At 60.8% G+C, this 24,322-nt stretch carries 22 protein-coding genes; 3 read left to right on the top strand and 19 right to left on the bottom strand.

The window, feature by feature from the left end; translation table 11 throughout:
- Window positions 1-50: 50 nt before the first annotated feature.
- Window positions 51-2,384 (bottom strand): immunoglobulin-like domain-containing protein, encoded by a 2,334-nt coding sequence (locus tag AC07NR_RS18125; RefSeq protein WP_495079082.1) that lies wholly within the window; start codon window positions 2,382-2,384, stop codon window positions 51-53.
- Window positions 2,385-2,635: 251 nt separating this feature from the next.
- Here AC07NR_RS18125 and AC07NR_RS18120 point away from each other — a divergent pair, with 251 nt between their 5' ends.
- Window positions 2,636-3,301, top strand: a complete 666-nt coding sequence (locus AC07NR_RS18120) for a DsbA family oxidoreductase (RefSeq protein WP_495079081.1) — start codon at window positions 2,636-2,638, stop codon at window positions 3,299-3,301.
- A 37-nt stretch (window positions 3,302-3,338) separates the two neighbouring features.
- On the opposite strand, the gene AC07NR_RS18115 is transcribed toward AC07NR_RS18120, so the two are convergent.
- From AC07NR_RS18115 to AC07NR_RS18090, 6 genes are read right to left on the bottom strand one after another with little or no spacing between them, the layout of a single operon-like run.
- Complete coding sequence (locus tag AC07NR_RS18115) at window positions 3,339-4,727, bottom strand: sigma-54-dependent transcriptional regulator (RefSeq protein WP_495079080.1); 1,389 nt, start codon at window positions 4,725-4,727, stop codon at window positions 3,339-3,341.
- Complete coding sequence (locus AC07NR_RS18110) at window positions 4,717-6,492, bottom strand: sensor histidine kinase (RefSeq protein ID WP_114885259.1); 1,776 nt, start codon at window positions 6,490-6,492, stop codon at window positions 4,717-4,719. The genes AC07NR_RS18115 and AC07NR_RS18110 overlap by 11 nt, the downstream gene beginning before the upstream one ends.
- A 6-nt stretch (window positions 6,493-6,498) precedes the next feature.
- Window positions 6,499-7,626, bottom strand: coding sequence for a GNAT family N-acetyltransferase (locus AC07NR_RS18105; protein ID WP_495079079.1), 1,128 nt, complete (start codon window positions 7,624-7,626; stop codon window positions 6,499-6,501).
- Window positions 7,627-7,668: 42 nt separating this feature from the next.
- Complete coding sequence (locus AC07NR_RS18100; protein ID WP_085709464.1) at window positions 7,669-8,550, bottom strand: alpha/beta hydrolase; 882 nt, start codon at window positions 8,548-8,550, stop codon at window positions 7,669-7,671.
- Window positions 8,547-9,941 carry an aspartate aminotransferase family protein gene (locus AC07NR_RS18095; protein WP_169431726.1) on the bottom strand — a complete coding sequence of 465 codons (1,395 nt, stop codon included), beginning with the start codon at window positions 9,939-9,941 and terminating at the stop codon, window positions 8,547-8,549. The genes AC07NR_RS18100 and AC07NR_RS18095 overlap by 4 nt, the downstream gene beginning before the upstream one ends.
- Window positions 9,934-10,647, bottom strand: coding sequence for an HAD-IB family phosphatase (locus tag AC07NR_RS18090; protein WP_085709466.1), 714 nt, complete (start codon window positions 10,645-10,647; stop codon window positions 9,934-9,936). The genes AC07NR_RS18095 and AC07NR_RS18090 overlap by 8 nt, the downstream gene beginning before the upstream one ends.
- Before the next feature lie 218 nt (window positions 10,648-10,865).
- On the opposite strand from AC07NR_RS18090, the gene AC07NR_RS18085 reads away from it, so the two are divergent.
- Window positions 10,866-11,627 carry a MipA/OmpV family protein gene (locus AC07NR_RS18085; RefSeq protein ID WP_119427771.1) on the top strand — a complete coding sequence of 254 codons (762 nt, stop codon included), beginning with the start codon at window positions 10,866-10,868 and terminating at the stop codon, window positions 11,625-11,627.
- A 67-nt stretch (window positions 11,628-11,694) separates the two neighbouring features.
- Window positions 11,695-12,561, top strand: coding sequence for a fatty acid desaturase family protein (locus AC07NR_RS18080; protein ID WP_495079078.1), 867 nt, complete (start codon window positions 11,695-11,697; stop codon window positions 12,559-12,561).
- A gap of 45 nt (window positions 12,562-12,606) precedes the next feature.
- On the opposite strand, the gene AC07NR_RS18075 is transcribed toward AC07NR_RS18080, so the two are convergent.
- The 12 genes from AC07NR_RS18075 to AC07NR_RS18020 form a co-directional block, all read right to left on the bottom strand.
- Window positions 12,607-12,990 carry a DMT family transporter gene (locus tag AC07NR_RS18075; RefSeq protein ID WP_495079077.1) on the bottom strand — a complete coding sequence of 128 codons (384 nt, stop codon included), beginning with the start codon at window positions 12,988-12,990 and terminating at the stop codon, window positions 12,607-12,609.
- A 31-nt stretch (window positions 12,991-13,021) separates the two neighbouring features.
- On the bottom strand, window positions 13,022-13,396 hold the full coding sequence (locus AC07NR_RS18070; protein WP_495079076.1) for a DMT family transporter: 375 nt from the start codon (window positions 13,394-13,396) through the stop codon (window positions 13,022-13,024).
- Window positions 13,393-14,313 (bottom strand): arginase family protein, encoded by a 921-nt coding sequence (locus AC07NR_RS18065; RefSeq protein ID WP_495079075.1) that lies wholly within the window; start codon window positions 14,311-14,313, stop codon window positions 13,393-13,395. Before AC07NR_RS18065 ends, AC07NR_RS18070 begins: the two co-directional genes overlap by 4 nt.
- Window positions 14,314-14,434: 121 nt before the next feature.
- Complete coding sequence (locus AC07NR_RS18060) at window positions 14,435-14,764, bottom strand: GlpM family protein (protein ID WP_167443801.1); 330 nt, start codon at window positions 14,762-14,764, stop codon at window positions 14,435-14,437.
- A 20-nt stretch (window positions 14,765-14,784) separates the two neighbouring features.
- Complete coding sequence (aauR, locus tag AC07NR_RS18055; RefSeq protein WP_085709473.1) at window positions 14,785-16,113, bottom strand: two-component response regulator AauR; 1,329 nt, start codon at window positions 16,111-16,113, stop codon at window positions 14,785-14,787.
- Window positions 16,110-18,023 (bottom strand): two-component sensor histidine kinase AauS, encoded by a 1,914-nt coding sequence (gene aauS, locus AC07NR_RS18050; protein ID WP_495079074.1) that lies wholly within the window; start codon window positions 18,021-18,023, stop codon window positions 16,110-16,112. Before aauS ends, aauR begins: the two co-directional genes overlap by 4 nt.
- A gap of 156 nt (window positions 18,024-18,179) precedes the next feature.
- The gene (locus AC07NR_RS18045; RefSeq protein WP_085709475.1) at window positions 18,180-18,914 is read right to left on the bottom strand and encodes an amino acid ABC transporter ATP-binding protein; all 735 of its coding nucleotides are present in this window, start codon (window positions 18,912-18,914) and stop codon (window positions 18,180-18,182) included.
- A complete protein-coding gene (locus tag AC07NR_RS18040; RefSeq protein WP_495079204.1) occupies window positions 18,911-19,582 on the bottom strand; it encodes an amino acid ABC transporter permease in 672 nt (223 codons plus the stop codon). The genes AC07NR_RS18045 and AC07NR_RS18040 overlap by 4 nt, the downstream gene beginning before the upstream one ends.
- Window positions 19,582-20,328, bottom strand: a complete 747-nt coding sequence (locus AC07NR_RS18035; protein WP_179693890.1) for an amino acid ABC transporter permease — start codon at window positions 20,326-20,328, stop codon at window positions 19,582-19,584. Before AC07NR_RS18035 ends, AC07NR_RS18040 begins: the two co-directional genes overlap by 1 nt.
- A 192-nt stretch (window positions 20,329-20,520) precedes the next feature.
- Entirely contained in the window at window positions 20,521-21,447 is a 927-nt protein-coding gene (locus AC07NR_RS18030) for a glutamate/aspartate ABC transporter substrate-binding protein (protein ID WP_085709739.1), read from the bottom strand.
- Between the two features lie 342 nt (window positions 21,448-21,789).
- Window positions 21,790-23,325 carry a glycerol-3-phosphate dehydrogenase gene (gene glpD, locus AC07NR_RS18025; RefSeq protein WP_495079073.1) on the bottom strand — a complete coding sequence of 512 codons (1,536 nt, stop codon included), beginning with the start codon at window positions 23,323-23,325 and terminating at the stop codon, window positions 21,790-21,792.
- Between the two features lie 198 nt (window positions 23,326-23,523).
- The gene (locus AC07NR_RS18020) at window positions 23,524-24,279 is read right to left on the bottom strand and encodes a DeoR family transcriptional regulator (RefSeq protein WP_085709487.1); all 756 of its coding nucleotides are present in this window, start codon (window positions 24,277-24,279) and stop codon (window positions 23,524-23,526) included.
- Window positions 24,280-24,322 lie beyond the last annotated feature (43 nt).

Raw genomic sequence — 24,322 nt, 5'->3', positions numbered from 1 at the left:
ACGGTGATGGGCTTTTGTTCTGATCGGAAACCGATATGACGAGCTTCTGATCAGATTTTCCTGACATGGTAGAGAGGGGTGTCAGGGTGGGCGATAGCGCCTCGGTCATACGTCGCATTCAAATCATAGGCATAGGCTATACCTCCCACTTGATCATTGTTGGTATTTGACCAATACAAACCTGCGGGCCAACCGAGAAATGAAGCGACTGGCGTTCCGTTGAAGTAGATCGCTCGAAATACAGCCATCTCTGTAACGGAAAGTGCTGTCGCCCGCCAGCGCTGGCCCTCTATGTGATTTGGATAACCCGGCCAGCTCACCAGACCACCAAGCGTCACCAGGGTAATGCCGGATATGGTTAGAACAAAGGACGCTGTTTGACCCGAGCTGTCTCTGACTGTGATTGTCGCTGAGCCATTGCCGCAAGCCGTTATCAGCCCCGAAGTCGGGTTCACTCTCGCGACTAAGGTATTTGAGGACTGATAGTTGAAGCCTCCACTGCCTCCTGAGGCGGTGCGGAGATAGGTTCCCTGGGCAGGCGGTGACATTGGTGGTTGGTTGGGCACCAGAAAATAGTTCGACAAGGGGAGGTGATGGTTGGGGCCCAGATAAAGAGGTGCGCTAACGCGAAAACTCCAAGTGTTCGATACAGGTTGGCCGCCAGACTGCGCTTTAGCCATTATTTGATAACTGTTGGATCCGCTGACTGCAAATGTGAAGCGCCAAGTGCCATTCGATCCCGCCGTGGTGTTATCTAGGAGTATCGTTCCGTTTCGGATCTCCAGGTTTTCATTTGCTGATGCATCCCCGCTCACGGTCACACTACCTGCCGTCGTGGTACCGCCATCAGGTACAGGCTGGTTTGTCTGGGTGTTGATTGCAGCGGTAATTGTAGGCGTCTGTGTTTGTGGGGCACCGATCTGAAGCTGCAACGGTTCGGACTGGACTGAGGGCGCTCCCGGATTTTCGATTTTGTAGGCGACGATCAATGGTTTGCCAGGGAACCGTTCGATGTACTCGGCAAGCACGGTGAAGACAACCTCCTGGGTTGCATCGACAATGAATTGACTGAACATATACATGTTCACCACCCCGTCTGATCCGGTTATCTGCCAGATCATCGTAATCGTTGCACCGTTGACCAATGGCCAGTATCTGGGGATCACGACATGCGCCAGCGGGGTGTCCGCAGGTAGTTCGCCTCCTTGCTGTTCGGTAATGGTCGGGGCGGCGGCGGGGCTTTCGGATTTGCTTGCGCTGACGGTCACGGTAGCGGACTTGGAGTTTTGGATGATCGTGCCGCGTTCTTTCGTATAGCTGAGCGTAAACAGACCTTTGATGACGTTTCGAATGAGCTCGTTTGGCAACGGTATTTGCAAAAGCCGGCTGTTGGCCGCCACCGTCCTTTCGATCGCATGTTCGACCCGGTCACCCCCTGAAGTAAACAGGGCAATGGTGAGTACTACATAATCGCCAATGCTGAATTGGTCCGTCAAAAGAACCGTTGCTGCAGCGCCGGCCAGACTGCTGTAGTCAAGATTGTTTGCAGCATCCGCTTCATCCACCAGAGGGGCCGCGAGAAGCACATCGGTAGGCTTCAGGGAAAGCATGACTGCGCTTGACCATCCACTGCCGTTCTCCACCAGATCGACGATTTCATAACTGACCGGCACCTTGTCGGTGTTGGGCAGTCTGGCCAGGAAGTCGGGTGGCAAGTCAAAAAATACATCCCCCAGAGCGCTGACCGTTACGCTCACGACAAGCGGGCCTACCATCAGATAAACCGTGTCGCCGATTGCCTGATACAGGTACTGCGGCACGGTGACGATCATGCCGTTGTCCAGCACGGGTTTGTCGATTACCGTCTCCGAGGGAATCGGCAGTGCCAGCCCCTGGTTGTTGGGAAGATCGGGCCGGGTATCTGCTTCGCCAGGACCGAAGGGTTTGAACAGCAGAGGCAGGGGTGGAGAGGTATTTGTATTTCCGCTGGGGCGTGTGACAGTGAATACCAGCGGCAACGCATCAGGCATGGGGATTGGGAAGGAATACAACTGATTCAGAAGATCAGTTGGCAGGTAAAACGGTACAGGTTTGTCGACGTTTAGTCCCACCGGGATGGGGGCTCCGACAGGTCTGGGAGGTGTCCCGATGCGTAACTGTATGGAGTCCAGACTGTCCATGGCTGGGTACGGAAGAAAGTAACCCAATAACCCCCGACGATCGCTATTCACCATGTTGCGGTTCACGCCGTAGACGTTATTTGCCAGCGCTTTCGCCCCCGGGATGAACGGAGGGACATCCGCCATTGTGCCCAAGGGATTTGGATCCGTTGAAAAGACAAGTGTCTGAGTCGAAGCGTTGGTGTTGCTCGATAAACTGACCATGCGGTTGCCTCCAAGAGATAGCGCCATGCTCTCAACACGGGATGGCGTACAAGATCTGATTGGACGGTTGCTGCTGATGACTGTCGACTGTCAGAACTTACAGGTCAGGGTACTTTTCAGACTAGCGGTATGCCTGGTTCAGTCATGCGGATACGTCCGACATCTTCATGTGTCCCGGAGCTGTCTGACACCCCATTCATATGAGGTGTATCGTGCAGGCTTTCAGCTAAAGCAAATGTGCGAGGTGCGCGATGAGTTCTGCCCTGAAAATCGATTTTGTCAGCGACGTGTCCTGCCCGTGGTGCGTCGTCGGTCTGTACGGTTTGCTGCGGGCGCTGGAGATTCTGCGCGACGAGGTGCAGGCCGAGATCCGTTTCCAGCCGTTCGAGCTGAACCCGAAGATGGGCGCCGAAGGGCAGAACATCGGCGAGCATATCCAGGAAAAATACGGCTCGACCCCGGAGCAGTCACAGAAGAACCGTGAAGTGATCCGCGCCCGTGGCGCCGACGTCGGTTTCGCCTTCCGCACCGATTCCAACAGCCGCATCTACAACACCTTTGATGCGCATCGGCTGCTGCACTGGGCGGGCGAGGAGGGCTTGCAGTTGCCGTTGAAAGAGGCGCTGTTCAAGGCGTATTTCACCGATGGCGGTAACCCGTCCGATCACGGACAACTGGCAGAGATTGCCGAAAGCGTGGGTCTGGATCGGCAGCGCGCCGAGGCGATTCTGGCGTCCGACGAGTTCGCCAATGACGTGCGCCAGGAAGAACAATTGTGGCTGTCGCGGGGTGTGAGCTCGGTGCCGACCGTGGTGTTCAACGGGCAATACGCGGTGACTGGCGGGCAGCCGGTGGACACCTTTGTCGGGGCGATCCGGCAGATCATGAGCGAGGCGAAGGGCGGCACGGTGAATTGAAGCCGCGAGGTTCCCGGGCAACGCCCGGGAACCCGGATCAGCGGACGATCTTGTCGACGTGAATCCCCAGTTTCTTCAGGCGATACCAGAAGCTGCGCTCGGAAATCCCGATCAGTTGCGCCGCCGCAGCCTGCACGCCGTTGCTCTGGGCCAGCGCGGCGAGGATGTAGGCCTTTTCCACCTCTGCCAGCGCCGCTTCCAGGTCCGCCGGCACGCTGCCTTCGGCGACCAGCGCTCCCGACTGGGTCGGTTGTGAGGCGAACAGATAGGCCGGCAAGTCCTGCTCTTCAATCTCCGCGCCGGACGCCACGATGGTCGCGCGCTCGACGCAGTTCTGCAGTTCACGAATGTTTCCCGGCCACGAATAGCGGGCCATCGCCTGCAACGCTTCGGCACTGAAACCGCTGAAGCGTTTGCCCGCCGCAGCGCCCAGGGTATGGGCGAAATGCCGGGCCAGCGGGGCAATGTCTTCGACCCGTTCCCGCAGGGCCGGCAATGGAATCGGGAACACGTTGAGGCGGTAATACAGGTCTTCGCGAAATTCCTTGTTGGCCACCGCGTCCAGCAAGTTCTTGTTGGTCGCGGCGATGACCCGCACATCGACCTTGCGCTCGCGTGGATCGCCCACCGGTTCGATGATGCGTTCCTGCAAGGCGCGGAGGATTTTCGCCTGCAACGCCAAAGGCATTTCGCCGATTTCATCGAGAAACAGCGTGCCCTTGTCCGCCTGCTGAAAACGCCCGACCCGATCCGCCACCGCACCGGTGAATGCGCCTTTGCGGTGGCCGAACATTTCACTTTCCAGCAGCCCTTCCGGGATCGCCGCGCAGTTGACTGCGACAAACGGCTTGTCGGCACGGTTGCCGTGTTTGTGGATGGCCCGGGCGACCATTTCCTTGCCGGTGCCGCTTTCGCCGGTCAGCAGGATGGTGGCGTTGCTTTCGCGCACCGAATCGATCGCGCTCAAGACCCGGCGAAAGCTCGGGCTGTCGCCCACCAGGCTGTCGATCTGCTGGTGCTCGTCGAGTTCGGCGCGCATGCGCAGGTTGTCTTTGAGGATGTCGCGAAACTGCAGGGCCTTGCTGACGGTGATGTCCAGCTCATCGATGTCGAAGGGTTTGGCGATGTAGTCGAAGGCGCCGTTGCGCATCGACTGCACGGCATTCTTCACCGTGCTGTAGGCGGTCATCACGATCACCGGCAACTGCGGATAGCGGTTCTTGATTTCCGCCAGCAGTTGCGGGCCGTCCATGCCGGGCATGCGCCAGTCGCTGATCACCAGATCGATGTCTTCGGACTCCAGCACCTTGAGCGCGTGCAGGCCGTTGCCGGCGGTGAACACCACAATGTCGTTCTGACTCAAGGCCGATGCCAGCAGGTCGCAGAGCTTGGGCTCGTCGTCCACCACCAGTACGTTATGCGTCATCGCTGTCCTCGTCGAAATCTTCACCGTTGGCCGGAATGTACAGGCTGAAGGTGGCTCCGGCATCTTTTTCGCTGACGCATTCGATGCGTCCGTCATGGTTTTCCATGATCGAGAAGACTTTGGCCAGACCGAGCCCGGTGCCGGACGCCTTGGTGGTGACGAACGGCGTGAAAATCCGTTCGAGCATGTCCGCTTCGATGCCCTGGCCAGTGTCGCTGATGCTGATGACCGTGTTGTGTTGATCGCTGTGGATGCCCAGGGTCAGACGGCCGCCGTCGGGCATGGCGTCGATGGCGTTGACGATCAGGTTCAGCCCCGCCTGCTTGAGTTGCCGTGCATCGGCGTACAGGGTCGCACCCGGCGCGCGGTCCTCGATCTGCACATCGATGTTGTGGCTGGCCAGTTCCGGGGCGCAGAAACCCACCAGCTCATCCACCAATGGCCGTGCCAGTTGGGTCGAGCGCAGCGGTGCACTGGGTTTGGCGAAGTCGAGAAATTCGGTGATCAGGTCGTTGATGCGGCTGACTTCACTGACCACGTATTCCAGATGACGCTTGTCGGTCTCCGGCAGGTCGGCGCGTCGGTGCAGCAGTTGCGTGGCGGTTTTGATGATGCCCAGCGGGTTGCGGATTTCATGGGCCAGGCCCATCGCCACTTCGCCCAGCGCATGCAGGCGGTCGCGGCGCCGCAGTTGCGACTCCAGATGCTGCAACTCGCCGAGGCGTTCGCTCATGTGGTTGAAGATGCTGCTCAGTTCCGCCAGTTCATCGCCACCAGTGACCGGCAGGCGCTGGCGGTAATCCCCGGCGATCACCGCTTGCACGCCTTTGGCCAGACCGCGCAGCGGCTTGGTCATGCGCTCCGACACCAGCCAGCCCACCGCCAGCGAAGCCGCCGAGCTGAGGATGAAAATCAGGATGAACAGGTTGCTCTGGTTCACCAGCCCGACCAGCGTGGTGTGGCGCAGCAGACCGCTGAACACCACGCCTTGCAGTTCGCCGTTTTCGTTGAGAATCGGTCGGTAGATGCCGCTGTAGCGTTTGGTCGACTGCTCGATCGGCAGCTTGGTACTGCGTAACTGGTCCTCGATTTTCGCGGGCACGATTGCCGGGTGATCTTCAAAGCGCTGGGTGGAAAAGATCTCGGAGAAATCGGCGTCTCTGGCCAGGTACAGGCGCAGGTCCAGAGAATGCACGTCGGCGACGCTGGTGAGGAAGCTGTTGTCGAGGTAGGTCACCACGATCAGTTTGTAGTCGGTGCCGTCCTGCTCGCTCTCGAAGGTCGACACCACGGCGCCGGTCGCCACGCCGCCGACCTGCAGGGTTTGCAGCACGGCTTTGGGCGCGGTGCTGATCTGCCGCACGATGTCATCGGCGGCGGTGCTGAACACCACTTTGTGATCGCTGTTGCGCACCAGTGCGACCACATCGATGCCCATGGAGTCGGCGATGTCGGCGGTGAGTTTGTCGCGCCGGGCCGACTGGCGGTCCGTGGGTGGCCGGGTGTAGCGCAGGAACAACTGCGCGATCCGGGCATTGTCGCGCACGATCTCGCGGATCTCGTCCTCGACGATCTTGGTCGATTCCTGCAGCCAGATCCGCACGTTGCTGTCGAAAATCTGCGACAGGGTGGTGGCCGCCAGTTCCGCGGCGATCATGGTCGGAATCACGCTGACCAGCCAGAACGCCAGCACCAGTTTGCGTTGCAGGCTCCAGCCGGAGAGGGCGAAGGGTCGGGCGGTGGCGCGTCGGTCTTTGCTCATCATGCTCGCTTATTGTTGTTCGCTTATCGCAGTCGCCATGGCCGGATCGGTACGGTCCGGGCGGATGAAAATCTTCACCAGCCGCAGCAGGTGATTGAGTACGGGGTGGCGATGGCGGAAAAACACCGTATTGCCGATGAACGAACAGCCCAGGCGCAGCTTACTGGCATAACCGGCCTGGCCGCACGCGTAGATCGGAATCCGGTGTTCAATACAGTAGCCGACATTCGCCAGCCAGCTGCGCATGTACAGTTTGTGCTCGCGGGTGCGGGCCAGATCGTGGGCGAAGAACTTGTCCACCAGCCGCTGTTCGTCCAGCAGCACCAGATTGAACGCCACCAGCTCATCGTCCACCCAGTACAAAACGCAGGCGGCACGCTCGTCGAGGTGTTCCAGCACCTGGCGGAAATACGCAGCCGGCAGGCATTCGAAGGTCAGGTCGCTGCGTGCCAGGGTCGCTTCGTAAAGCCGCATCATGGTCGGCAGCAGATCGTCCACCGAGCGTCGCCATTCGATTCGCGGGCCTGAACCGCGCAGGGTCCGGCGCAGGTCCTTGCGGGTGGATTTGCCCAGGGTGCCGAGGTAAGCGTCAACCGAGGCAAATTTGATCGGCAGCTCGGCACCGGGCAATCCCGGCATGCTTTGCAAACCGGCCTCGCGGCAGGCCTGCAGCCATTGCGGGTTGCGGTGTGAAGCATCCTTGACCGCCAGCAGGCCGACTCCGGCCTGATCCGCGTCCTCTCGGGCCAGTTTCAGCAGGCGTGCGAACAGCGCCGGCAAACGTGCCGGATCGAGCGACGGGTACGTGCCGACATGGCACTGCTCCGCCACCGGCGAGCCGAGGGCGTAAAGACGAATGTCGAACAGCCCCGGCCAGCAACTGCGCAGCCACTGGCTCAAGCGTTTGCCGGTGCCTTGCAGGGTGGTGTCGAGCGAATAGGCCGTGGTGAAGGCCACGACCGCCGCAATCAGCCGGTCGTCTTCAAACAGCGCCAGATAGCGCCAGTGAAAGCCGTCGATGCCGGCCTGTTCCACGGCGCGATAATAGGCCCAGTCTTCGAGCTCCTCGGGAAAGCAGGCATTCCACGCGTCGCGATCAATCGCTTCGATGGTTGAAAAGGCTTGGGCCGTGATCACGTCGTTTCCTTAACCGGCATGGCATGTCGTTTTGCAGGCGCTTCACGCTCGCTGCCGGTATTCCTCGGTTGGCAGGGAATGAGCGGAGGGCGCAAGGTCGGTGCGATGGTTGTTGATGAACTGCACGCTCAGTTCCACGACACGTCGGTACTGCAGGTCGACGGTGATCATGTGATAGCAGTCGTCGAGCAGGATTTTCACCACTTCGCCACCGAGCTTGCGTTCCACATAGTCGGCATTCCAGCGGCTGGTGATGTCGTCCTCGATGGAATGCAGCACCAGCGCCGGCACGGTGATCGAAGGCATGCGCTTGCGCACCACGGCGTTCATCCGGTGCAGTTCGCGCACGGTCACGCCTTCCATGGTCAACAGGCCGGCCTCACTGCTGTGGCCTTCCTTCATCTGCCGTTCGACGATGGCCCGCAGGCGCTCGTTCTTGATGCCGTAGGGTGGTTTCTCTTCGAACTTGCAGATGTGTACGCCGAACGGGATTTTCATCAGCAACGGCGTGAGGAACGCCAGTTTGTTGATGCTCCAGCCGTCGTACTTCAAAGTCGTGGAATACATCAGTAATCCGGCGACCTGACCCGGGTGTTCGGACGCCACGTACATCGACATCACCGCACCCATCGACAGGCCGCCGACGAATACCTTGCTGTGCTGACGACGAATGCCGACGAAGGTCTTGCGCACGCCTTCGTACCAGTCGCGCCAGCCGGTGGCCTGCAGGTCGGCATTGCCGCCGCAGTGCCCGGCCAGGGTCGGCACGTACACCGTGCAACCGGCCTTGGCCAGTCCCACGGCGACCCGACGCAACTCCGTCGGGGTGCCGGTGAGGCCGTGGATCAACAACACCGCGACCTCCCCTGTGCCGAGAACGAAACCGGCGTCGCCTTCGCCCAGATCGATCCCGGCCGCGTTCATCGTTTCATCGCCCGGGCCAGCAGACGGTCGAGCAGGGCGATGCCCAGGTCGATTTCCGGGTAGCTGATTTCCAGCGATGGCGCGAGGGTGATCACGTTCTTGTAGTAACCGCCCACGTCGAGGATCAGGCCCAGTTTGCGGCCGTCGATCTCGATGTCGCCCTTCATGCCTTCCTCGACCATGAAGTCCAGGGTGGCCTTGTCCGGGGTGAAGCCGTCCGGGGCGCAGATTTCGCAACGCAGGGCCAGGCCCAGGCCATCGACGTCGCCGATGATCGGGTAGCGTTTCTGCAGGTCCTGCAGGCCTTCGAGGAAGTATTTGCCCTTGGCCATGACCATCGCGCCGTAGTCGACTTCGCTGGTCATCTTGAACATTTCCAGGCCCACGGCGGTGCCCAGCGGGTTGGAGGCGAAGGTGGAGTGGGTCGAGCCTGGCGGGAAGACTTTCGGGTTGATCAGTTCTTCCTTGGCCCAGATGCCGCCCAGCGGGTTGAGGCCGTTGGTCAGTGCCTTGCCGAAGACGATCACGTCCGGTTTGACGTCGAAGTGTTCGATCGACCACAGCTTGCCGGTGCGGTAGAAACCCATCTGGATTTCGTCGACCACCATCAGGATGCCGTGCTGGTCCAGCACATGCTTGAGTTCGCTGTAGAAGTTCATCGGCGGAATCACGTAGCCGCCGGTGCCCTGGATCGGCTCGACGTAGAACGCGGCGTACTCGCTCTGGCCGACTTTCGGGTCCCAGACGCCGTTGTATTCAGTCTCGAACAGACGGGCGAACTGCTGCACGCAATGGCTGCCGTATTCTTCCTTGGTCATGCCTTTCGGGCCACGGAAGTGGTACGGGAACGGGATGAAGTTGGCGCGCTCGCCGAAGTGGCCGTAGCGGCGGCGATAGCGGTAGCTGGAAGTGATCGACGAAGCGCCGAGGGTACGTCCGTGGTAACCGCCCTCGAAGGCGAACATCAGGCTCTTGCCGTTGCTGGCGTTACGCACGACTTTCAGCGAGTCCTCGATGGACTGCGAACCGCCGACGTTGAAGTGCACGCGACCGTCGAGGCCGAACTTCTTCTTGGCGTCCACGGCGATCATTTCCGACAGCTCGATCTTGCCTTTGTGCAGGTACTGGCTGGCGATCTGCGGCAGGGTGTCGATCTGCTGTTTCAGCGCGTTGTTCAGGCGCGGGTTGGCGTAACCGAAGTTGACCGCCGAGTACCACATTTGCAGGTCGAGGTAGGCCTGGTCTTCGGTGTCCCAGACGTAGGAGCCTTCGCAGCGGCTGAAGATGCGCGGCGGTTCGATGTAGTGAACGGTGTCGCCGTAGGAGCAGTACTTGGCTTCTTTTTCCAGAAGGATCTGGTCTTCCTGGGTAGCGATTCGAATATCAGACATGGTGGAAGAGTTCCTGGGTTTCGGTATTGAAGGTGTCGGAGTTGAAAGCGGTGGCGTTGGCCGCGCTGGCTTTTGGCAGCAGCGCCAGCAGCGCCGGGAGTTCGGCGAAGCTGTCGAAGCGCGCGTAAGGGATCGCGTTGCGTTCGCAGTACTCGGCGAGGCGACCCTTGGCGAAGACGAAGTCGGCAGTGGACGACACGCACATGTCGGACTGGCCGTCCCCGATCACCAGCACCCGTTTGTTGCCCGGCGTGGATTTGCATTTGCAGTTGCCGGACGCTGCGCGGCAGGCGTCGCTGGAATGCGGGAAGTCAATGCGCCAGCTTTCGTGGTCGAGCTGTCGCAGGCGGTTGGCGAGGATCGGCAGCAGGGTCACGTAGTTGCGCGACAGAATCCGCGCGATGCCTTGCTCGATGCCGTCGCTGACCACTTCGAACGAAGCGCCAAGGCCGATGGCGTGGTCGACGAAGTCGGGGAAGTCCGGATCGATCTCGATGCTGTCGAAGAATTCCAGCAATTGGCCGGGCGTGGCCTTGACCAGCGAGAGCTGGCGGCTGAGGCATTCACGGGAACCGATTTCACCGGCCAGCCACTGGTTTTCGATCGTTTCCCAACTCGGGTCGGCGAAGCGTTCGAGGATGCTGTCGATCACGTCGGTGCGGGTGATGGTCCCGTCGAAATCACACACGATATGCCAGTCAATCATCTGCATTACCTATTGGTCAGAGCGCGTTGTGTGCGCTTGCCGAGGGGTAGAGCAGGGACTGTGCCAAGTGCCATCAGCCCCTTGCCGGCGGGGCCGGTGAGGTGCTTTGGTAATTTGAAGCTACAATTTTTGTAGCTTGCTACAAACAACATGAGTGCTTGCGCGGTGGGTGGCATCCGGGGATTGATGCGTGCATGTTCAATTAAAGGAATGGCCTCATGATGAGGAAGACACTGTTTTTATTCGCAGCGCTGGGCGCTTTCTCAGCCAGCGCCATGGCGGACGGCATCACCGGGGAGGCGGGCGTGGGCCTGGGTTATCAGCCTCACGACCCGAGTGGCAGCCGTTATGAAACACGGCCGATACCCTATCTGGATCTGGACTGGGGTGACGTCAGCCTTAGCACCGACGACGGCCTGACCTGGAGCGCCTTGAAGACCAACGGCTTCAGCGCCGGCCCTTATGTGAATTACCTGCCGGGCCGCACCTCCAACGGCGAACTGCGCGGTTTGCGCGATGTGCCCGACATGGCCGAGGCCGGTGGCTTCGTGCAGTACGCGCCGGCCGACTTCTGGCGGGTGTTCGCGTCCGTTGGCCAGGCCATCGGCGGTAATGGCGGGCAGGGCGGCGTGCTCGGTCGGGTCGGCGGCGAGATCGGTTATCCACTGGGCGGCGGCGTGATCGGCAGCAGCAATCTGACCGCGCATTTCGCCAACGCCCGGCAGAACAACACGTTCTTCGGGGTCAGCGACAAGGAAGCCCTGGCGTCCGGCATCCGCGCCTACAACGCTGGCGGCGGCCTGCAGAACATCGCGCTGACCCAGAGCTTCGAGTTCCCGCTTGGGCCGCAATGGTCGCTGGTGACCAGCGCCAGCTGGATTCACCTGACCGGTTCGGCGGCCGACAGCAGCATCGTCAAGAGCGTCGGCGATACCAATCAGGGCGAGGTGCAGATGGCGATCGCCTATAAATTCAAGTAGGCCAGACGGGAACTGGTCTGGCCTTTGCAGACAGCCGTGACGAACCCATTGTTTCAGGATGTTCTTCATGGCTCGCCCTGCTTACCGTTTGCTGGCCCATTCGTTGTGGGACCTGATTCCCGTGGCCCTCGGCCTGGCCCATTTCGCCTTCGTGGTGTGGCTGGTCCTGGCCTTTCACGCGTTGTCCTGGTGGGCACTGCTGCCGCTGGCGCTGGGCTATGCGGTGAGCCTGTCATGGAGCATCAACAGCATTTCCCACAACCAGATCCACAACGCTTACTTCACCCCGGCATGGCTCAATCGGGCCTTTGACCTGTTGCTGTCGGTGACCATCGGTTTCTCCCAGACCCTCTATCGCGATATCCACAACCGTCATCACCGCGGAAATTCGGACCGGCCGGGGGCGGATGGCAAGACCATCGATCCGTTGTCGATCTATCAGCGCGGCAAGGACGGTCAGCCCGAGAATCCCTGGGCCTACACCTTCCTGAGCTTCTTTCGCGACGACCCCAAGCCGATCTACGACGAGATGCAGCGCAAACGTCCCGCCGATGCGCGTTGGGTCAAGGTGGAGATCGGTGTGACAGTGGCGTTCTATCTGGGGCTGGCGATCTGTGACTGGCGGGCAGTGCTGGTGTTGCTGCCGTTCTGGTATCTGGGTCAGGCGCTATCGTCGCTCAACGGTTATTACGAGCATTTCGGCGGCAACCCGGATTCGCCCATCGCCTGGGGCGTCAGCGCCTACAGCCCGCTCTACAACCTGCTGTGGATGAACAACGGCTACCACGCCGAGCATCACTACCGGCCAAAAATGCACTGGACCCGGGTCAAGGCGTTTCACCGGGAAATCGCCGGGCAGCAGCGGGAGGCGGGGGTGAAGGATATTCCGGTGGCCCACGGCCTCGGATTTCTGGTGGCGCATCGCAAGGATTGAACCGTAAGAAATGTGGGAGCCTGCAGGCTCCCACGACCGTTCACCTCAGTTTTCCTCGCCCTCGGCCAGCAGCGCAATGCCGCCCATGATCACGGCCACGCCCACCCAGTGCAGCAGGCTGATCTCTTCACCGAGCCCCAGCCACGATCCCAGCAGTACACCGACGAACACCAGCGAACTGAGCGGAAACGCCAGTGACAGGCTGCTGCGCCGCAGAATCAGCATCCAGACAAAGAACGCGCCGATGTAGCAGGCAATTGCTACCAGCACGCCCGGCGCCTGGGCGACGCTGAGCAGCCATTGCAGGGTGAAGTCCATCTGCCCCAGTTGATCGCCGCCGACCTTGGTCGCGATCTGCCCGCCACTTTCCAGAAAGATCAGCAACGCCCAGAGCACCACGGTGCCGAGGCGGCCGTGCAGCCAATCCATCGAGCCATTCCTTTTGAGTATGAGTTGAGAATCAGGCATGGCCGACACACACGAGCATCACGCCCGCCGTAATCACCAGAGTGCCCATCCAGCGCCGTCGGCTGACGGTTTCGCCGAGGAACACCTTGCCGGTCAGCACCACGCCGCAATAGGCCAGCGCCGCAGCGGGGAACAACAGGCTCAGCGGCGCCCGGGACAAGGCTTCGAGCCAGACGAAAAACTCGATCACGTAGGCGCCGATGCCGCACCACAGCAGCGGCGCGTTGAACACCTGGCCCCAGAACGCACCGAGCCGAAAACCGCCTTCCAGTTCCGGCAAACGGTCCAGGCCAAGCTTGAAACAGAGCTGGCCGATCACGTCGAGCACGATGGAAAACGCCACCAGCAGAATCACGGTCAAGGTCATGGGAACAGCTCCTCGAACAACTCGATCAGCGCCTGATTGGTCGCCGAGTTGCGCAGCAGATCGGTCTCGCTCCAGCGCTCGGCCGGCGGCTGGTCGGACTTGGCTTCCCAGCGTTTGAACGCGTTGCTGAAAGCCGGGCGGGCGAACTCGCCGCAGATGTCGATGCCGATCACGCGCTTGCTGGCGGCGAGGCTGCGAATGGCCTGAAGCAAATGGCTCAGGCGCATCTGGCCCTGATCCCAATTGGTCGCGGCGTCTTCACTGGCCAGCACGTCCTTGTCGATGGTGATCCACACGGCCTGGGTCGGAAGGCTGGCGATCATCCGCTCGAGAAACGCCGTCCAGTCCTGATCGGCCAGGTTGTTCCAGTGCAGCAGGTTCTCCTGTTGCTGATGGCCGGCGCCGTCACCGACCCGGCCCCAGACTTTCGACGGCGGGTGCTGCCACGGAAACAGCTGCAACACCCCGCGTTTGAGGGCCCCGAGATTGCCGCCCTTGATCTGCGGATTTTGCAGGTCGTCGCTGCACGGCCCGAGGGTGACGATGCGTTCGATGTTCGGCAGTTTCAGTGCCTGATTGACCCATGAACCGCAATGCCGGCGGGGCGCGAAGTGCACCCAGTCGGGGTGGTTGTCGAAGTGGATCAGGCTTACCGGCTCCGGTAAATCAGTCAGGAAGGCCGGGGTCAGATGGTGATAGTCGCCGGAGCCGACGAAGAAAATTTCCGGTGCCGGGCCATTGTGCCGGGGCCGCTCACGCAGGCGTTCGGCAAAGCGGCGGAAGGTGCGTTCGCTGGACCAGAGCCGCAGTTTCGGGCCCAGGTCGAGCAGGTCCAGGCGCCGGGCGCGGCCGCTGTCGAGCAGCCGCGCGATGGACGCCTGACCGGTCAGGCTGTGGTCGAGATCTAAAATATTCAAGGTCGCAATTCACCCTTGGCAGACCCTCCCAGACACCGGCCTCATCGAACATGAGCGCCGGCCGGGCGGGCTTTCGGGGGTAAATGCAAGGGACGGGCCAGGCCCTCTCCCGCACGGCAGCTCAGGCGTGCAGGCGTACCCAGACGCTGACCAGCACCGTCGCCGCCATCAGCCACGCAACAGCCGCCACGGCCAGCGAAGCTTCGAGACGCATCCGGTCGACCATCACGTACAGCGTCGCCAGATAAACGAAGTAGGGAATGATCGACCACATGCCGAACACGATGGTGGTCTTCAGGTCATCGACCGAGCGGCCCTTGCCGACGATGTAGTGGGCGATCAGGGCAAAAGTCGGAAACAGCGGCACCAGACCGGCGATGTAATAGTTTTTGGTCTTGGCCAGCATGGCGAGGATCACCACCACCGCCGCACCCAGGAAGGCTTTGAAAATCAGATCCACATCGTTCTCGCTTAATGGCTCAGGCCGTATTTTTTCACTTTGTCGAACAGCGTGGTCTTGGCCATGCCCAGTTCCAGGCTGGCCTGGGTCAGGTTGCCGCCGCTGCGCTGCAGAGCATCGCTGAGCAGGTTGCGTTCGAAGGCTTCCACCGCTTCGGCGAACGCCAGACCCTGGCCGCCGCTGCCGGCGCCGGACTTCTTGAACGCCGGCAAACCGAGGGCGAAGCGTTCGGCAACGTTGCGCAATTCGCGCACGTTGCCCGGCCAGTCGTGGCTCATCAAGCTCGACAGGGTCTGGTTGTCCAGTTCCGGCAGCGCGCGGTCGAAGCGCAGGGCCGATTGCTGGGTGAAGTGTTCGAAGAGTTGCAGGATGTCTTCGCGGCGTTCGCGCAGGGGCGGCAGTTCCAGCGTCACCACGTTGAGGCGGTAGTACAAGTCGCTGCGAAACTCCCCGGCCTTGCTCGATTCGTCGAGGTCGGACTTGGTCGCCGCGATCACCCGGCAATCCACCGCTACGCTCTGGTTCGAGCCGAGGCGTTCGAGGGTGCGCTCCTGCAACACCCGCAGCAGTTTGATCTGCAACGGCAGTGGCATGCTTTCCACTTCATCGAGGAACAGCGTGCCGCCGTCGGCGTGCTCGATCTTGCCGATCCGCCGTTTGCCGGCGCCGGTGAAGGCGTTGGCCTCGTGGCCGAAGATCTCGCTTTCGAACAGGTTTTCCGGCAGACCGCCGCAGTTCAGCGCGACGAACTGTTTGGTGTGGCGCCGGCTGAAGTCGTGCAGGCACCGGGCGACCAGTTCCTTGCCGGTCCCGGTTTCGCCTTCGATCAACACGTTGGCCGAGGTGTCGGCGACGTTGGCGATCAGTTCGCGCAGGTTCTGCATCGCTGGCGAGCGACCGATGATCCGTCCTTCAAGGGAATCGCGTTCGGCCAGTTGCCGGCGCAGGGACGAGACCTCACGAGCAAGGCTGCGTTGCTCCAGCGCACGCCGGGCCACATCCACCAGCCGTTCCGGGGAGAACGGTTTTTCCATGAAGTCGTAGGCGCCTTTCTGCATCGCGCCGACCGCCATGGAGATGTCGCCGTGACCGGTGATCAGCACCACCGGCAGGCTGCGGTCCCGTTGCTTGAGGCGGGTCAGCAGTTCCAGACCGTCGATGCCGGGCAGGCGGATGTCACTGATGACGATGCCGGCGAAATTGTCGCCGACCCGCTCCAGCGCTTCTTCGGCACTGCCGACGCCGATGCAGGGAATGTCTTCCAGGGTCAGTGCCTGCTGGCAGCCGAGCAGCACATGGGGATCGTCTTCGACGATCAGCACACTAAGGTCGTTGTTCATATTGGCTCGGCAGGAGTAGGGCTTACCAACGGTAAACTGAGGACGAAGGTGGTACCACCGCTGGCCGGGTGCTCGACACCCAGATGTCCGCCGGTGGCGGCGGCCAGGCTGGCGGAAAGGGTCAGGCCGAGGCCCAGACCCTGTTCGCCGGGTTTGGTGGTGAAGAACGGTTCGAACAGATGCTTGCGCGCTTCGGCATCGATGCCATGACCGTTGTCGCGCACCCGCAGGCGATATTTGCCGTCGAATTCTTCGCCTTCCAGCCACAGCTCCGGCAGCGGTTGGGCCTGCATGGCGTCGAGGGCGTTGCCGATCAGGTTAACCAGAATCTGTTCCAGTCGCGTCTGGTCGATCTGCACTTGTTCATCTAAGAACTGACGATGCACTTGCAGCGCGGCTTTTTCGACACGGGCGCCGAGCACTTGCAGTGCCGCGTCCACCGCTTTGCCGAGGCTGGCTCGGCCCTTGTCGTCACCGCGCCGGGCGAACGAGCGCAGGCTGGCGGTGATCCGGCCCATGCGGTCGATCAGGTCGTTGATGGTCTTGAGGTTGGTGCTGGCGACGTCGAGCTGGCCGCGCTCCAGAAAACGCACGGTATTGCCCGACAGCGTGCGCATCGCCGCGAGTGGCTGGTTCAGTTCGTGGGCGATGCTGGTGGACATCTGGCCGATGGCCGCGAGCTTGCCGGCCTGCACCAGTTCGTCCTGGGCCCGGCGCAGGGTTTCTTCGGCCTGACGGCGTTCGCGGATCTGACTCTTGAGCCGTTCGTTGCTGGCGCGCAGGTCGGCGGTGCGTTCGGTAATCCGACGCTCCAGCTGATTGTTGGCTTCCTGCAAGGCTTCCCGGGCAGCGAGGCGGGTGGCGATGACCTTGCGCCGCTCGTTCCAGGCAATCAGCAGGAACGCCACCAGCGCAAAGGCCACGGCCACCAGAATCCCCTGATTGATCGCCTCGCGCCGCAGGTCCTGTAGCGGCGTGAGCAGGGTGAAATTCCACGGCGTGTCGCTCAATGGCCGGGTCTGTGCCAGGTAGCTGATGTTCTCTTCGTCGCGGTCCTGTTGCGGCAGGACTTCGCTGTTGGCCGGGAAGGTGAGTTTCTCCACGCCTTCGGCCAGGGTTTCCCGGGCCAGCGGTTGCAGTTCGTTGAGCGGGAACCAGTAGTACTGCAGGCTGCGGGCAAGTTTTTCCTTGGTCTCGTCGCTCAGCGGCACCACGGATTTCAAACGTCGGGCCGGGTCGCTGGAGAGAATGATGATGCCGTTCTCGTCACTGACGAAGGCCTCCAGGCGCGCCCGTTGCCAGCGCTCTTCCATGGCTTCCATGCGCACCTTGACCACCGCGACGCCGATGATCTTGCCGTGTTCTTCCAGGCCGTGGGCCAGGTAATAGCCGGGTTCGCCATTGGTGCTGCCGATCCCGTAGAAGCGTCCGGGCTCGCCACGCACGGCCTTCTGGAAGTAGGCGCGGAAGGACAGGTCTTCGCCGAGGTAACTGTCGACGTCGCGCCAGTTGCTGGTGGCCATGACGCGGCCGGTGGTGTCCATGACATAGATGGCCCGGCTGCGGCTGCGCCGGTTCAGGCCTTCCAGGTAATCGTTGACCGTTTGCCGGTGTTCCGGGGTCGGGTCGCCGAGCAACTGCGAAACGCTCGATTCGAGTTCCAGCAGGCTGGGCAGGTAGGTGTATTTGCTGATTTCGCTTTCGACGGCGCGGGCGTTCAGTTCGAGCTGGCGCTGGCCGTTTTCGCTGAGGCTGCGAATGCCGAAGCGTTCACTGATCCAGAAGCCGGCGTAACCCAGTCCGACCATCAGGATGATGATCAGCGGCGGCAGGAACAAATGGCGGATCAGACGGGGTTTCACGGCAAGTGATGGCGTGGTTGCGCGATAGAGATTGGGGTCGCATTTCATCACAGATGCCTTGGGTCAACCACAACACTTACCTGAAAGCTGCCACTGCCCCTGTGGGAGCTGGCTTGCCAGCGATAGCGGTCTGTCAGTCGACATCATCGACAACTGACAGGGCCCCATCGCGGGCAAGCCCGCTCCCACAGGGATCGCAGTTTTTTAGTGCTGCAGGATTTTCTCGAGGAAATGCTGCGCGCGTTCGGAGCGCTGGCTGATGTCGCCGAAGAACTCTTCCTTCTTGCAGTCTTCGATGATCTTGCCGGCATCCATGAAGATCACGCGGTCGGCCACTTTGCGGGCGAAGCCCATTTCGTGGGTCACGCACATCATGGTCATGCCTTCGTGGGCCAGCTGCACCATCACGTCGAGCACTTCGTTGACCATTTCCGGGTCCAGCGCCGAGGTCGGTTCGTCGAACAGCATGACGATCGGGTCCATCGCCAGCGCACGGGCAATCGCCACACGCTGTTGCTGGCCGCCGGACAGTTGACCCGGGTGCTTGTGGGCGTGAGCCGACAGACCGACGCGATCAAGCAGTTGCAGACCTTTCTTGGTCGCTTCTTCCTTGCTGCGGCCCAGCACCTTGATCTGCGCGATGGTCAGGTTTTCGGTGATGGTCAGGTGCGGGAACAGTTCGAAATGCTGGAACACCATGCCGACGCGCGAGCGCAGTTTCGGCAGGTTGGTCTTCGGGTCGGCAATCGAGGTGCCGTCGACCACGATGTCGCCTTTCTGGAACGGCTCCAGCGCGTTGACGCACTTGATCAGGGTCGACTTGCCCGAACCGGACGGACCGCAGACCACGATCACTTCACCCTTTTTGACCTCGGTGCTGCAATCGGTCAGCACCTGGAAGTCCCCATACCACTTGTTGATGTTCTTGATAGAGATCATACGGCGAACCTTTTTTGCAGACGCTTGACCAGCTGCGAGGCGGCAAAGCTGATGATGAAGTAGACGACACCGGCGAAGATCAGGAACTCATTGGAGCGTCCGATGATGTCGCCGCTGGAGCGGGCGGAGTTGAGGAAGTCCACCAGGCCCACGGTGTAGACCAGCGAGGTGTCCTGGAACAGGATGATGCTCTGCTGCAGCAGCAGCGGGGTCATCTTGCGGAACGCCTGGGGCAGGATGATCAGGCGCATCATCTGGCCGTAGGTCATGCCCAGTGCCTGGGCGGCGCCCATCTGGCCCTTGGGAATCGACTGCACGCCGGCACGGACGATTTCGCAGAAGTACGCCGCTTCGAACATCATGAAGGCCACGATGCACGAGGTGAACGCGCCGATCGGGGTGTCTTCGCCGGTGATCCAGCGCAGCACGAACGGCACCGCCAGGTAGAACCAGGTGATCACCAGCAGCAGCGGGATCGAACGGAAATAGTTGACGTAGGCGCCAGCGAGGTTCGACAGCAGTTTGTTGTGGGACAGACGGCACAACGCAAGGATGGTACCGAGAATGATCCCGCCGACCACGCCCAGCGCCATCAGCTTGAAGGTCATCAGCATGCCGTTCCACAGGCCGGGAATGGCCGGGACGATGCCACTGAAATCGAATTCCATCATTTACCCCCCACGGAGATCAGGCCGGGCACGGAGACTTTCTTCTCGACCATGCGCATCAGCAGCATCAGGCTCATGTTCAGGGTGAAATAGATCAGGGTCGCCAGGGTGAACGCTTCAAACAGGTTGGCCGAGAACTCGGCGGTCTGTTTGGTTTGCGCCAGCAGTTCCATCAGACCGATCAGCGAGGCCACCGAGGAGTTCTTGAACACGTTCAAGAATTCCGAGGTGAGCGGCGGAATGATGATCCGGTAGGCCTGGGGCAGCAGCACGTTCCAGTAGATCTGCGGCAGCTTGAAACCCATGGCACGTGCGGCGGATTCCTGGCCGCGCGGCAGCGCCTGGATACCGGTGCGAACCTGTTCGCAGACCCGGGCAGCGGTGAACAGGCCCAGGCACACGACAACGCTCAGGTAGGCCGAGGTGGTCGGGTTCAGGTCCTGTTTGTACCAGTCCTGCAGGTTCTGCGGCAGCATGTCGGGTACCAGGAAGTACCAGATGAACAGCTGAACCAGCAGCGGCACGTTGCGGAACAGTTCGACGTAGCAGGTCGCGATGCCCGACACGATGCGGTTCGGCACGGTGCGCATGATGCCCAGCAGCGAGCCCAGCAACAGGGCGATGATCCAGGCCACGACGGCGATGGCGATGGTCCAGCCCAGGCCGGAGATGAACCAGTCGAGATAGGTCTCGCTGCCCACGCCGGTGGACTTGAAGAACACGCCCCAGTCCCAGTTGTAATTCATTAGGGTCTCCCCTCGATTCGATCGATGTACAAGTGCCCGCCTGGGGAAGATCCTTTCCCGTCTGACGTTGAACGTCAGGCACACGCGATCGGCTCGAAAACCACCAGGTCGAGTGTTCCAGTTGAAACCAGCAGGTATTAACTGTCGCCCGAGGGAGGGTTGGCTCCCTCAGGTGACAAGGTTAGATCAGTGTCAGATTTTTACGTCTGGCGCAGGCTTGTCGCTCGGATTGGCGATCAGCTCTTTAACCTTTTCGCTCATCGGGAAGTTCAGGTTCAGACCCTTCGGTGGGATCGGGCTCTCGAACCACTTGCTGTAGATCTTGTTGATCTCGCCGGACTTGTAGAGCGCGACAATGGCGTCGTCTACAGCCTTCTTGAAGGCCGGATCGTCTTTACGAACCATGCACGCGTAGGCTTCGAAGGACTGTGGAGTACCGGTGATGACCCAGTCGTCCGGCTTCTTGGCCTTGGCTTCTTCGCCGGCCAGCAGGGCGTCGTCCATCATGAAGGCGACGGCGCGGCCGCTTTCCAGCATCTGGAAGGATTCACCGTGGTCCTTGGCGGAGATGACGTTCATGCCCATCTGCTTGTCAGCGTTCATCGCCTTGATGATGCGCTCGGAGGTGGTGCCGGCGGTGGTCACGACGTTCTTGCCTTTCAGGTCGGCAAAGTCGGCGTAGGACGGCTTGCCTTCCTTGTCTTTCTTGACCAGCAGGCGGGTGCCGATTTCGAAGATGTTGACGGTGAAGTCGACTTGCTGGGCGCGTTCGGCGTTGTTGGTGGTGGAGCCGCACTCGATGTCCACGGTGCCGTTCTGCACCAGAGGAATACGGGTTTGCGAGGTGACCAGGTTGTACTTGGCGTTCAGGTCAGGCTTGTTCAGGTCTTTTTTCAGGGCTTCGACGATAGCGACCTGAATGTCGTGGGAGTAGCCCACAGGTTTGCCCGAAGCATCGGCGATGTAGGAGAAGGGAATGGAGCTGTCACGATGCCCGAGGGTGATGGTGCCCGAGTCGTTGATCTTCTTAAGGGTGCCGGTGAGCTCGGCAGCGAAAACTGGTGTGCTGATCAGAGCGGCAGCAATGGCTGCGCCCAGGATATGGGGAACGATGCGCATCAAATTTTCCTCGACATTGTTTTTTTTATGGAGCCGGTTGAGCGGGCCCTTTTGTGCTTCGAATGCCTGACGGCTCCTGTTGTGCTGGCGCAACAGGCATTCGTCGAAGGAGTGTAGAGCATGAGTCGTGCCAGACCAGTTGCAACAAGTTAACTGGTTGATTTTGCTGGTGATTAAAGTTTTGTGATGGTGTTTTTCAGCGTTTCTGATCCGGTTATCCGAACCGACCGACAGGTCGCGTTCGGAAAACCGAATGCCATAAGGCGGGCCGCGTTTCAGCCTGAATGCAAAAAGCCCCTGAATCTCGTGATTCAGGGGCTTTTCGTTTTACGGGCCGATCGATCAGGCTGCTTCGATCTTGCGGTTCTGCTCGACCTGGTTCAGGTACGCCGCCAGCTTTTCCTGTTCGGCCGGGGTGGTGAACAGGCCCAGCTTGCTGCGGCGCCAGAGGATGTCGTGAGCGGTGGTGGCCCACTCTTCGGCGCACAGATAATCGACTTCACGGGTGTAGAGACCGCCGCCGATGTGTTCGCCCATGTCGGCGAGGCTGTCCACGCCCTCGAGCATGCGCCAGGTGCGGCTGCCGTAGGTGGTGGCCCAGCGGCGGGCAATCTCGCTCGGGACGAAGTCGAACTTGTCGCGGATCAGCGCGCTCAAGGCCTGCGGCGTGGTCATGTCTTCGCCGCCCGGCAGCGTGGCGCTGGCAGTCCAGCTCGGACGCATCTGGGTGAAGAACGGCATCAGTTGCGCCATCGCCGACTCGGCGAGTTTGCGGTAGGTGGTCAGCTTGCCGCCGAACACCGACAGCAGCGGGGCTTCTTCGGTGCTGCCGGACAGCGCCAGGGTGTAGTCGCGGGTCACGGCCGAAGGATTGTCGGATTCGTCGTTGCACAGCGGACGGACGCCCGAGTAGGTGTGCAGGATGTCGTCACGGCTGATCTGCTTCTTGAAGTGGGCGTTGACCACTTTAAGCAGGTAATCGGTTTCGCCGTCGGTGATCGCCACTTTGGCCGGGTCGCCGGTGTACTCGCGGTCGGTGGTGCCGATCAGCGTCAGGTTGTTCAGGTACGGAATGGTGAAGACGATGCGCTGGTCTTCGTTTTGCAGGATGTGCGCGTGATCGCCTTCGTACAGTTTCGGCACGATGATGTGGCTGCCCTGGATCAGGCGGATGCCATACGGCGATTCCATCTTCAGGTCGTCACGGATGAATTTGGCGACCCACGGGCCGGCGGCGTTCACCAGTGCCTTGGCGGTGATCGAGAACAGGCTGCCGTTGGCGCGTTCCAGGTTCAGGTGCCACAGGCCTTTGGCGCGGCGGGCGCTGACGCAACGGGTCTGGGTGTGCACATGCGCGCCTTTTTCACGGGCGGCCATGGCGTTCAGTACCACGAGACGGGCGTCATCGACCCAGCAGTCGGAGTATTCGAAGCCTTTGGTGATTTCACTTTTCAGCGCGCTGTCGGCGCCGAACTTCAGGCTTTTCGAACCTGCGAGCTTTTCGCGCTTGCCGAGGTTGTCATACAGGAACAGGCCGGCACGGATCATCCAGGCCGGGCGCAGGTGAGGACGGTGCGGCAGCACGAAACGCATTGGCTTGACGATGTGCGGGGCCTTGGCCAGCAGCACTTCGCGTTCGGCCAGGGCTTCGCGCACCAGACGGAATTCATAATGTTCGAGGTAGCGCAGACCACCGTGGATCAGCTTGCTGCTGGCCGACGAGGTGTGGCTGGCCAGGTCGTCCTTTTCGCAAAGGAACACCGAAAGACCGCGACCGGCGGCATCCGCTGCGATCCCCACGCCATTGATCCCGCCGCCAATGACGGCGATATCGTAGATCTCGGAGATAGGGGGCGTACGCAAGGTAGAGGTGGACATCGGCTGGCCTCGGGCTCTTTTGATTTTCTGTCTTGGAAATCGAACATGAATGTTCATTTGCGAAAATGGTAGCCCATAAAGACGCGCGCAGCCAGTCGACTTCGATTGAAAAAACTCATCGAAGGGCGACTAAAAGAAAATATTCGAACATCAGATGCGCATAAGGCGCCCATGAAGGCGCCTTATGCGGGAGGAGGGTTAAACGACTTCCAGACGAATCTTGTTCTGGCTCAGCAGTTGCGCCAGGGCCGGCACCGGCTGCTGGTCGGTGACCAGGCAATCGATCAGGCTGATCGGGCCGAGTCGAATCATCGCGTTACGGCCGAACTTGCTGGAGTCCGCCGCCAGGATCACCTGCCGGGCATTGGCGATGATCGCCTGGGACACCCGCACTTCCTGGTAATCGAAATCGAGCAGGCTGCCGTCTTCGTCGATGCCGCTGATGCCCACCAACGCAAAGTCGACCTTGAACTGGTTGATGAAGTCCACGCTCGCCTGACCGACTACGCCACCGTCGCGACGGACATTGCCGCCAGTCAGCAGCACATCGAAATCATCCTTGGCGCTGAGCATCGAAGCGACGTGCAGGTTGTTGGTGATGATTTTCAGATGACTGTGGTTGAGCAGGGCGCGGGCGATGGATTCGGTGGTGGTGCCGATGTTGATGAACAGCGAGGCGTGATCGGGAATCTGTGCGGCGATGGCTTCGCCGATGCGTTGTTTTTCGTCGCGCATCTGGTCGGCGCGCATCGCATAGGCAGTGTTTTCGACGCTGGAATCATAGGCGGCGCCGCCGTGGTAGCGACGCAGCAGATTGGCTTCCGCCAGTTGATTGATATCGCGGCGGATGGTTTGAGGGGTAACAACGAACAGCGTGGCCATTTCCTCGATGCTCACATAGCCGCGTTCGCGGACCAGCTCGAGGATTTGCTGCTGACGGGGAGGCAGATTCATGGGGCTTCCTTTGGGCTGCCGTGCAAAATTTGCCCATGATGCC

Source organism: Pseudomonas sp. GW821-FHT09C09 (assembly GCF_059418105.1).
This window is presented reverse-complemented; position numbering and strand designations above follow the sequence as displayed.

Coding starts and splice junctions, on each gene's coding strand:
- AC07NR_RS18030 (WP_085709739.1), bottom strand. CDS start 21,447: ATGCGCATCGTTCCCCATATCCTGGGCGCAGCCATTGCTGCCGCTCTG.
- AC07NR_RS18110 (WP_114885259.1), bottom strand. CDS start 6,492: ATGATGAGCAAAGACCGACGCGCCACCGCCCGACCCTTCGCCCTCTCC.
- aauR (WP_085709473.1), bottom strand. CDS start 16,113: ATGAACAACGACCTTAGTGTGCTGATCGTCGAAGACGATCCCCATGTG.
- AC07NR_RS18070 (WP_495079076.1), bottom strand. CDS start 13,396: ATGACCTTGACCGTGATTCTGCTGGTGGCGTTTTCCATCGTGCTCGAC.
- AC07NR_RS18090 (WP_085709466.1), bottom strand. CDS start 10,647: ATGATTGACTGGCATATCGTGTGTGATTTCGACGGGACCATCACCCGC.
- AC07NR_RS18115 (WP_495079080.1), bottom strand. CDS start 4,727: ATGACGCATAACGTACTGGTGGTGGACGACGAGCCCAAGCTCTGCGAC.
- AC07NR_RS18020 (WP_085709487.1), bottom strand. CDS start 24,279: ATGAATCTGCCTCCCCGTCAGCAGCAAATCCTCGAGCTGGTCCGCGAA.
- AC07NR_RS18095 (WP_169431726.1), bottom strand. CDS start 9,941: ATGTCTGATATTCGAATCGCTACCCAGGAAGACCAGATCCTTCTGGAA.
- AC07NR_RS18040 (WP_495079204.1), bottom strand. CDS start 19,582: ATGGAATTCGATTTCAGTGGCATCGTCCCGGCCATTCCCGGCCTGTGG.
- AC07NR_RS18085 (WP_119427771.1), top strand. CDS start 10,866: ATGATGAGGAAGACACTGTTTTTATTCGCAGCGCTGGGCGCTTTCTCA.
- AC07NR_RS18125 (WP_495079082.1), bottom strand. CDS start 2,384: ATGGTCAGTTTATCGAGCAACACCAACGCTTCGACTCAGACACTTGTC.
- aauS (WP_495079074.1), bottom strand. CDS start 18,023: ATGAAATGCGACCCCAATCTCTATCGCGCAACCACGCCATCACTTGCC.
- AC07NR_RS18035 (WP_179693890.1), bottom strand. CDS start 20,328: ATGAATTACAACTGGGACTGGGGCGTGTTCTTCAAGTCCACCGGCGTG.
- AC07NR_RS18075 (WP_495079077.1), bottom strand. CDS start 12,990: ATGGATTGGCTGCACGGCCGCCTCGGCACCGTGGTGCTCTGGGCGTTG.
- AC07NR_RS18120 (WP_495079081.1), top strand. CDS start 2,636: ATGAGTTCTGCCCTGAAAATCGATTTTGTCAGCGACGTGTCCTGCCCG.
- AC07NR_RS18100 (WP_085709464.1), bottom strand. CDS start 8,550: ATGAACGCGGCCGGGATCGATCTGGGCGAAGGCGACGCCGGTTTCGTT.
- AC07NR_RS18080 (WP_495079078.1), top strand. CDS start 11,695: ATGGCTCGCCCTGCTTACCGTTTGCTGGCCCATTCGTTGTGGGACCTG.
- AC07NR_RS18045 (WP_085709475.1), bottom strand. CDS start 18,914: ATGATCTCTATCAAGAACATCAACAAGTGGTATGGGGACTTCCAGGTG.
- glpD (WP_495079073.1), bottom strand. CDS start 23,325: ATGTCCACCTCTACCTTGCGTACGCCCCCTATCTCCGAGATCTACGAT.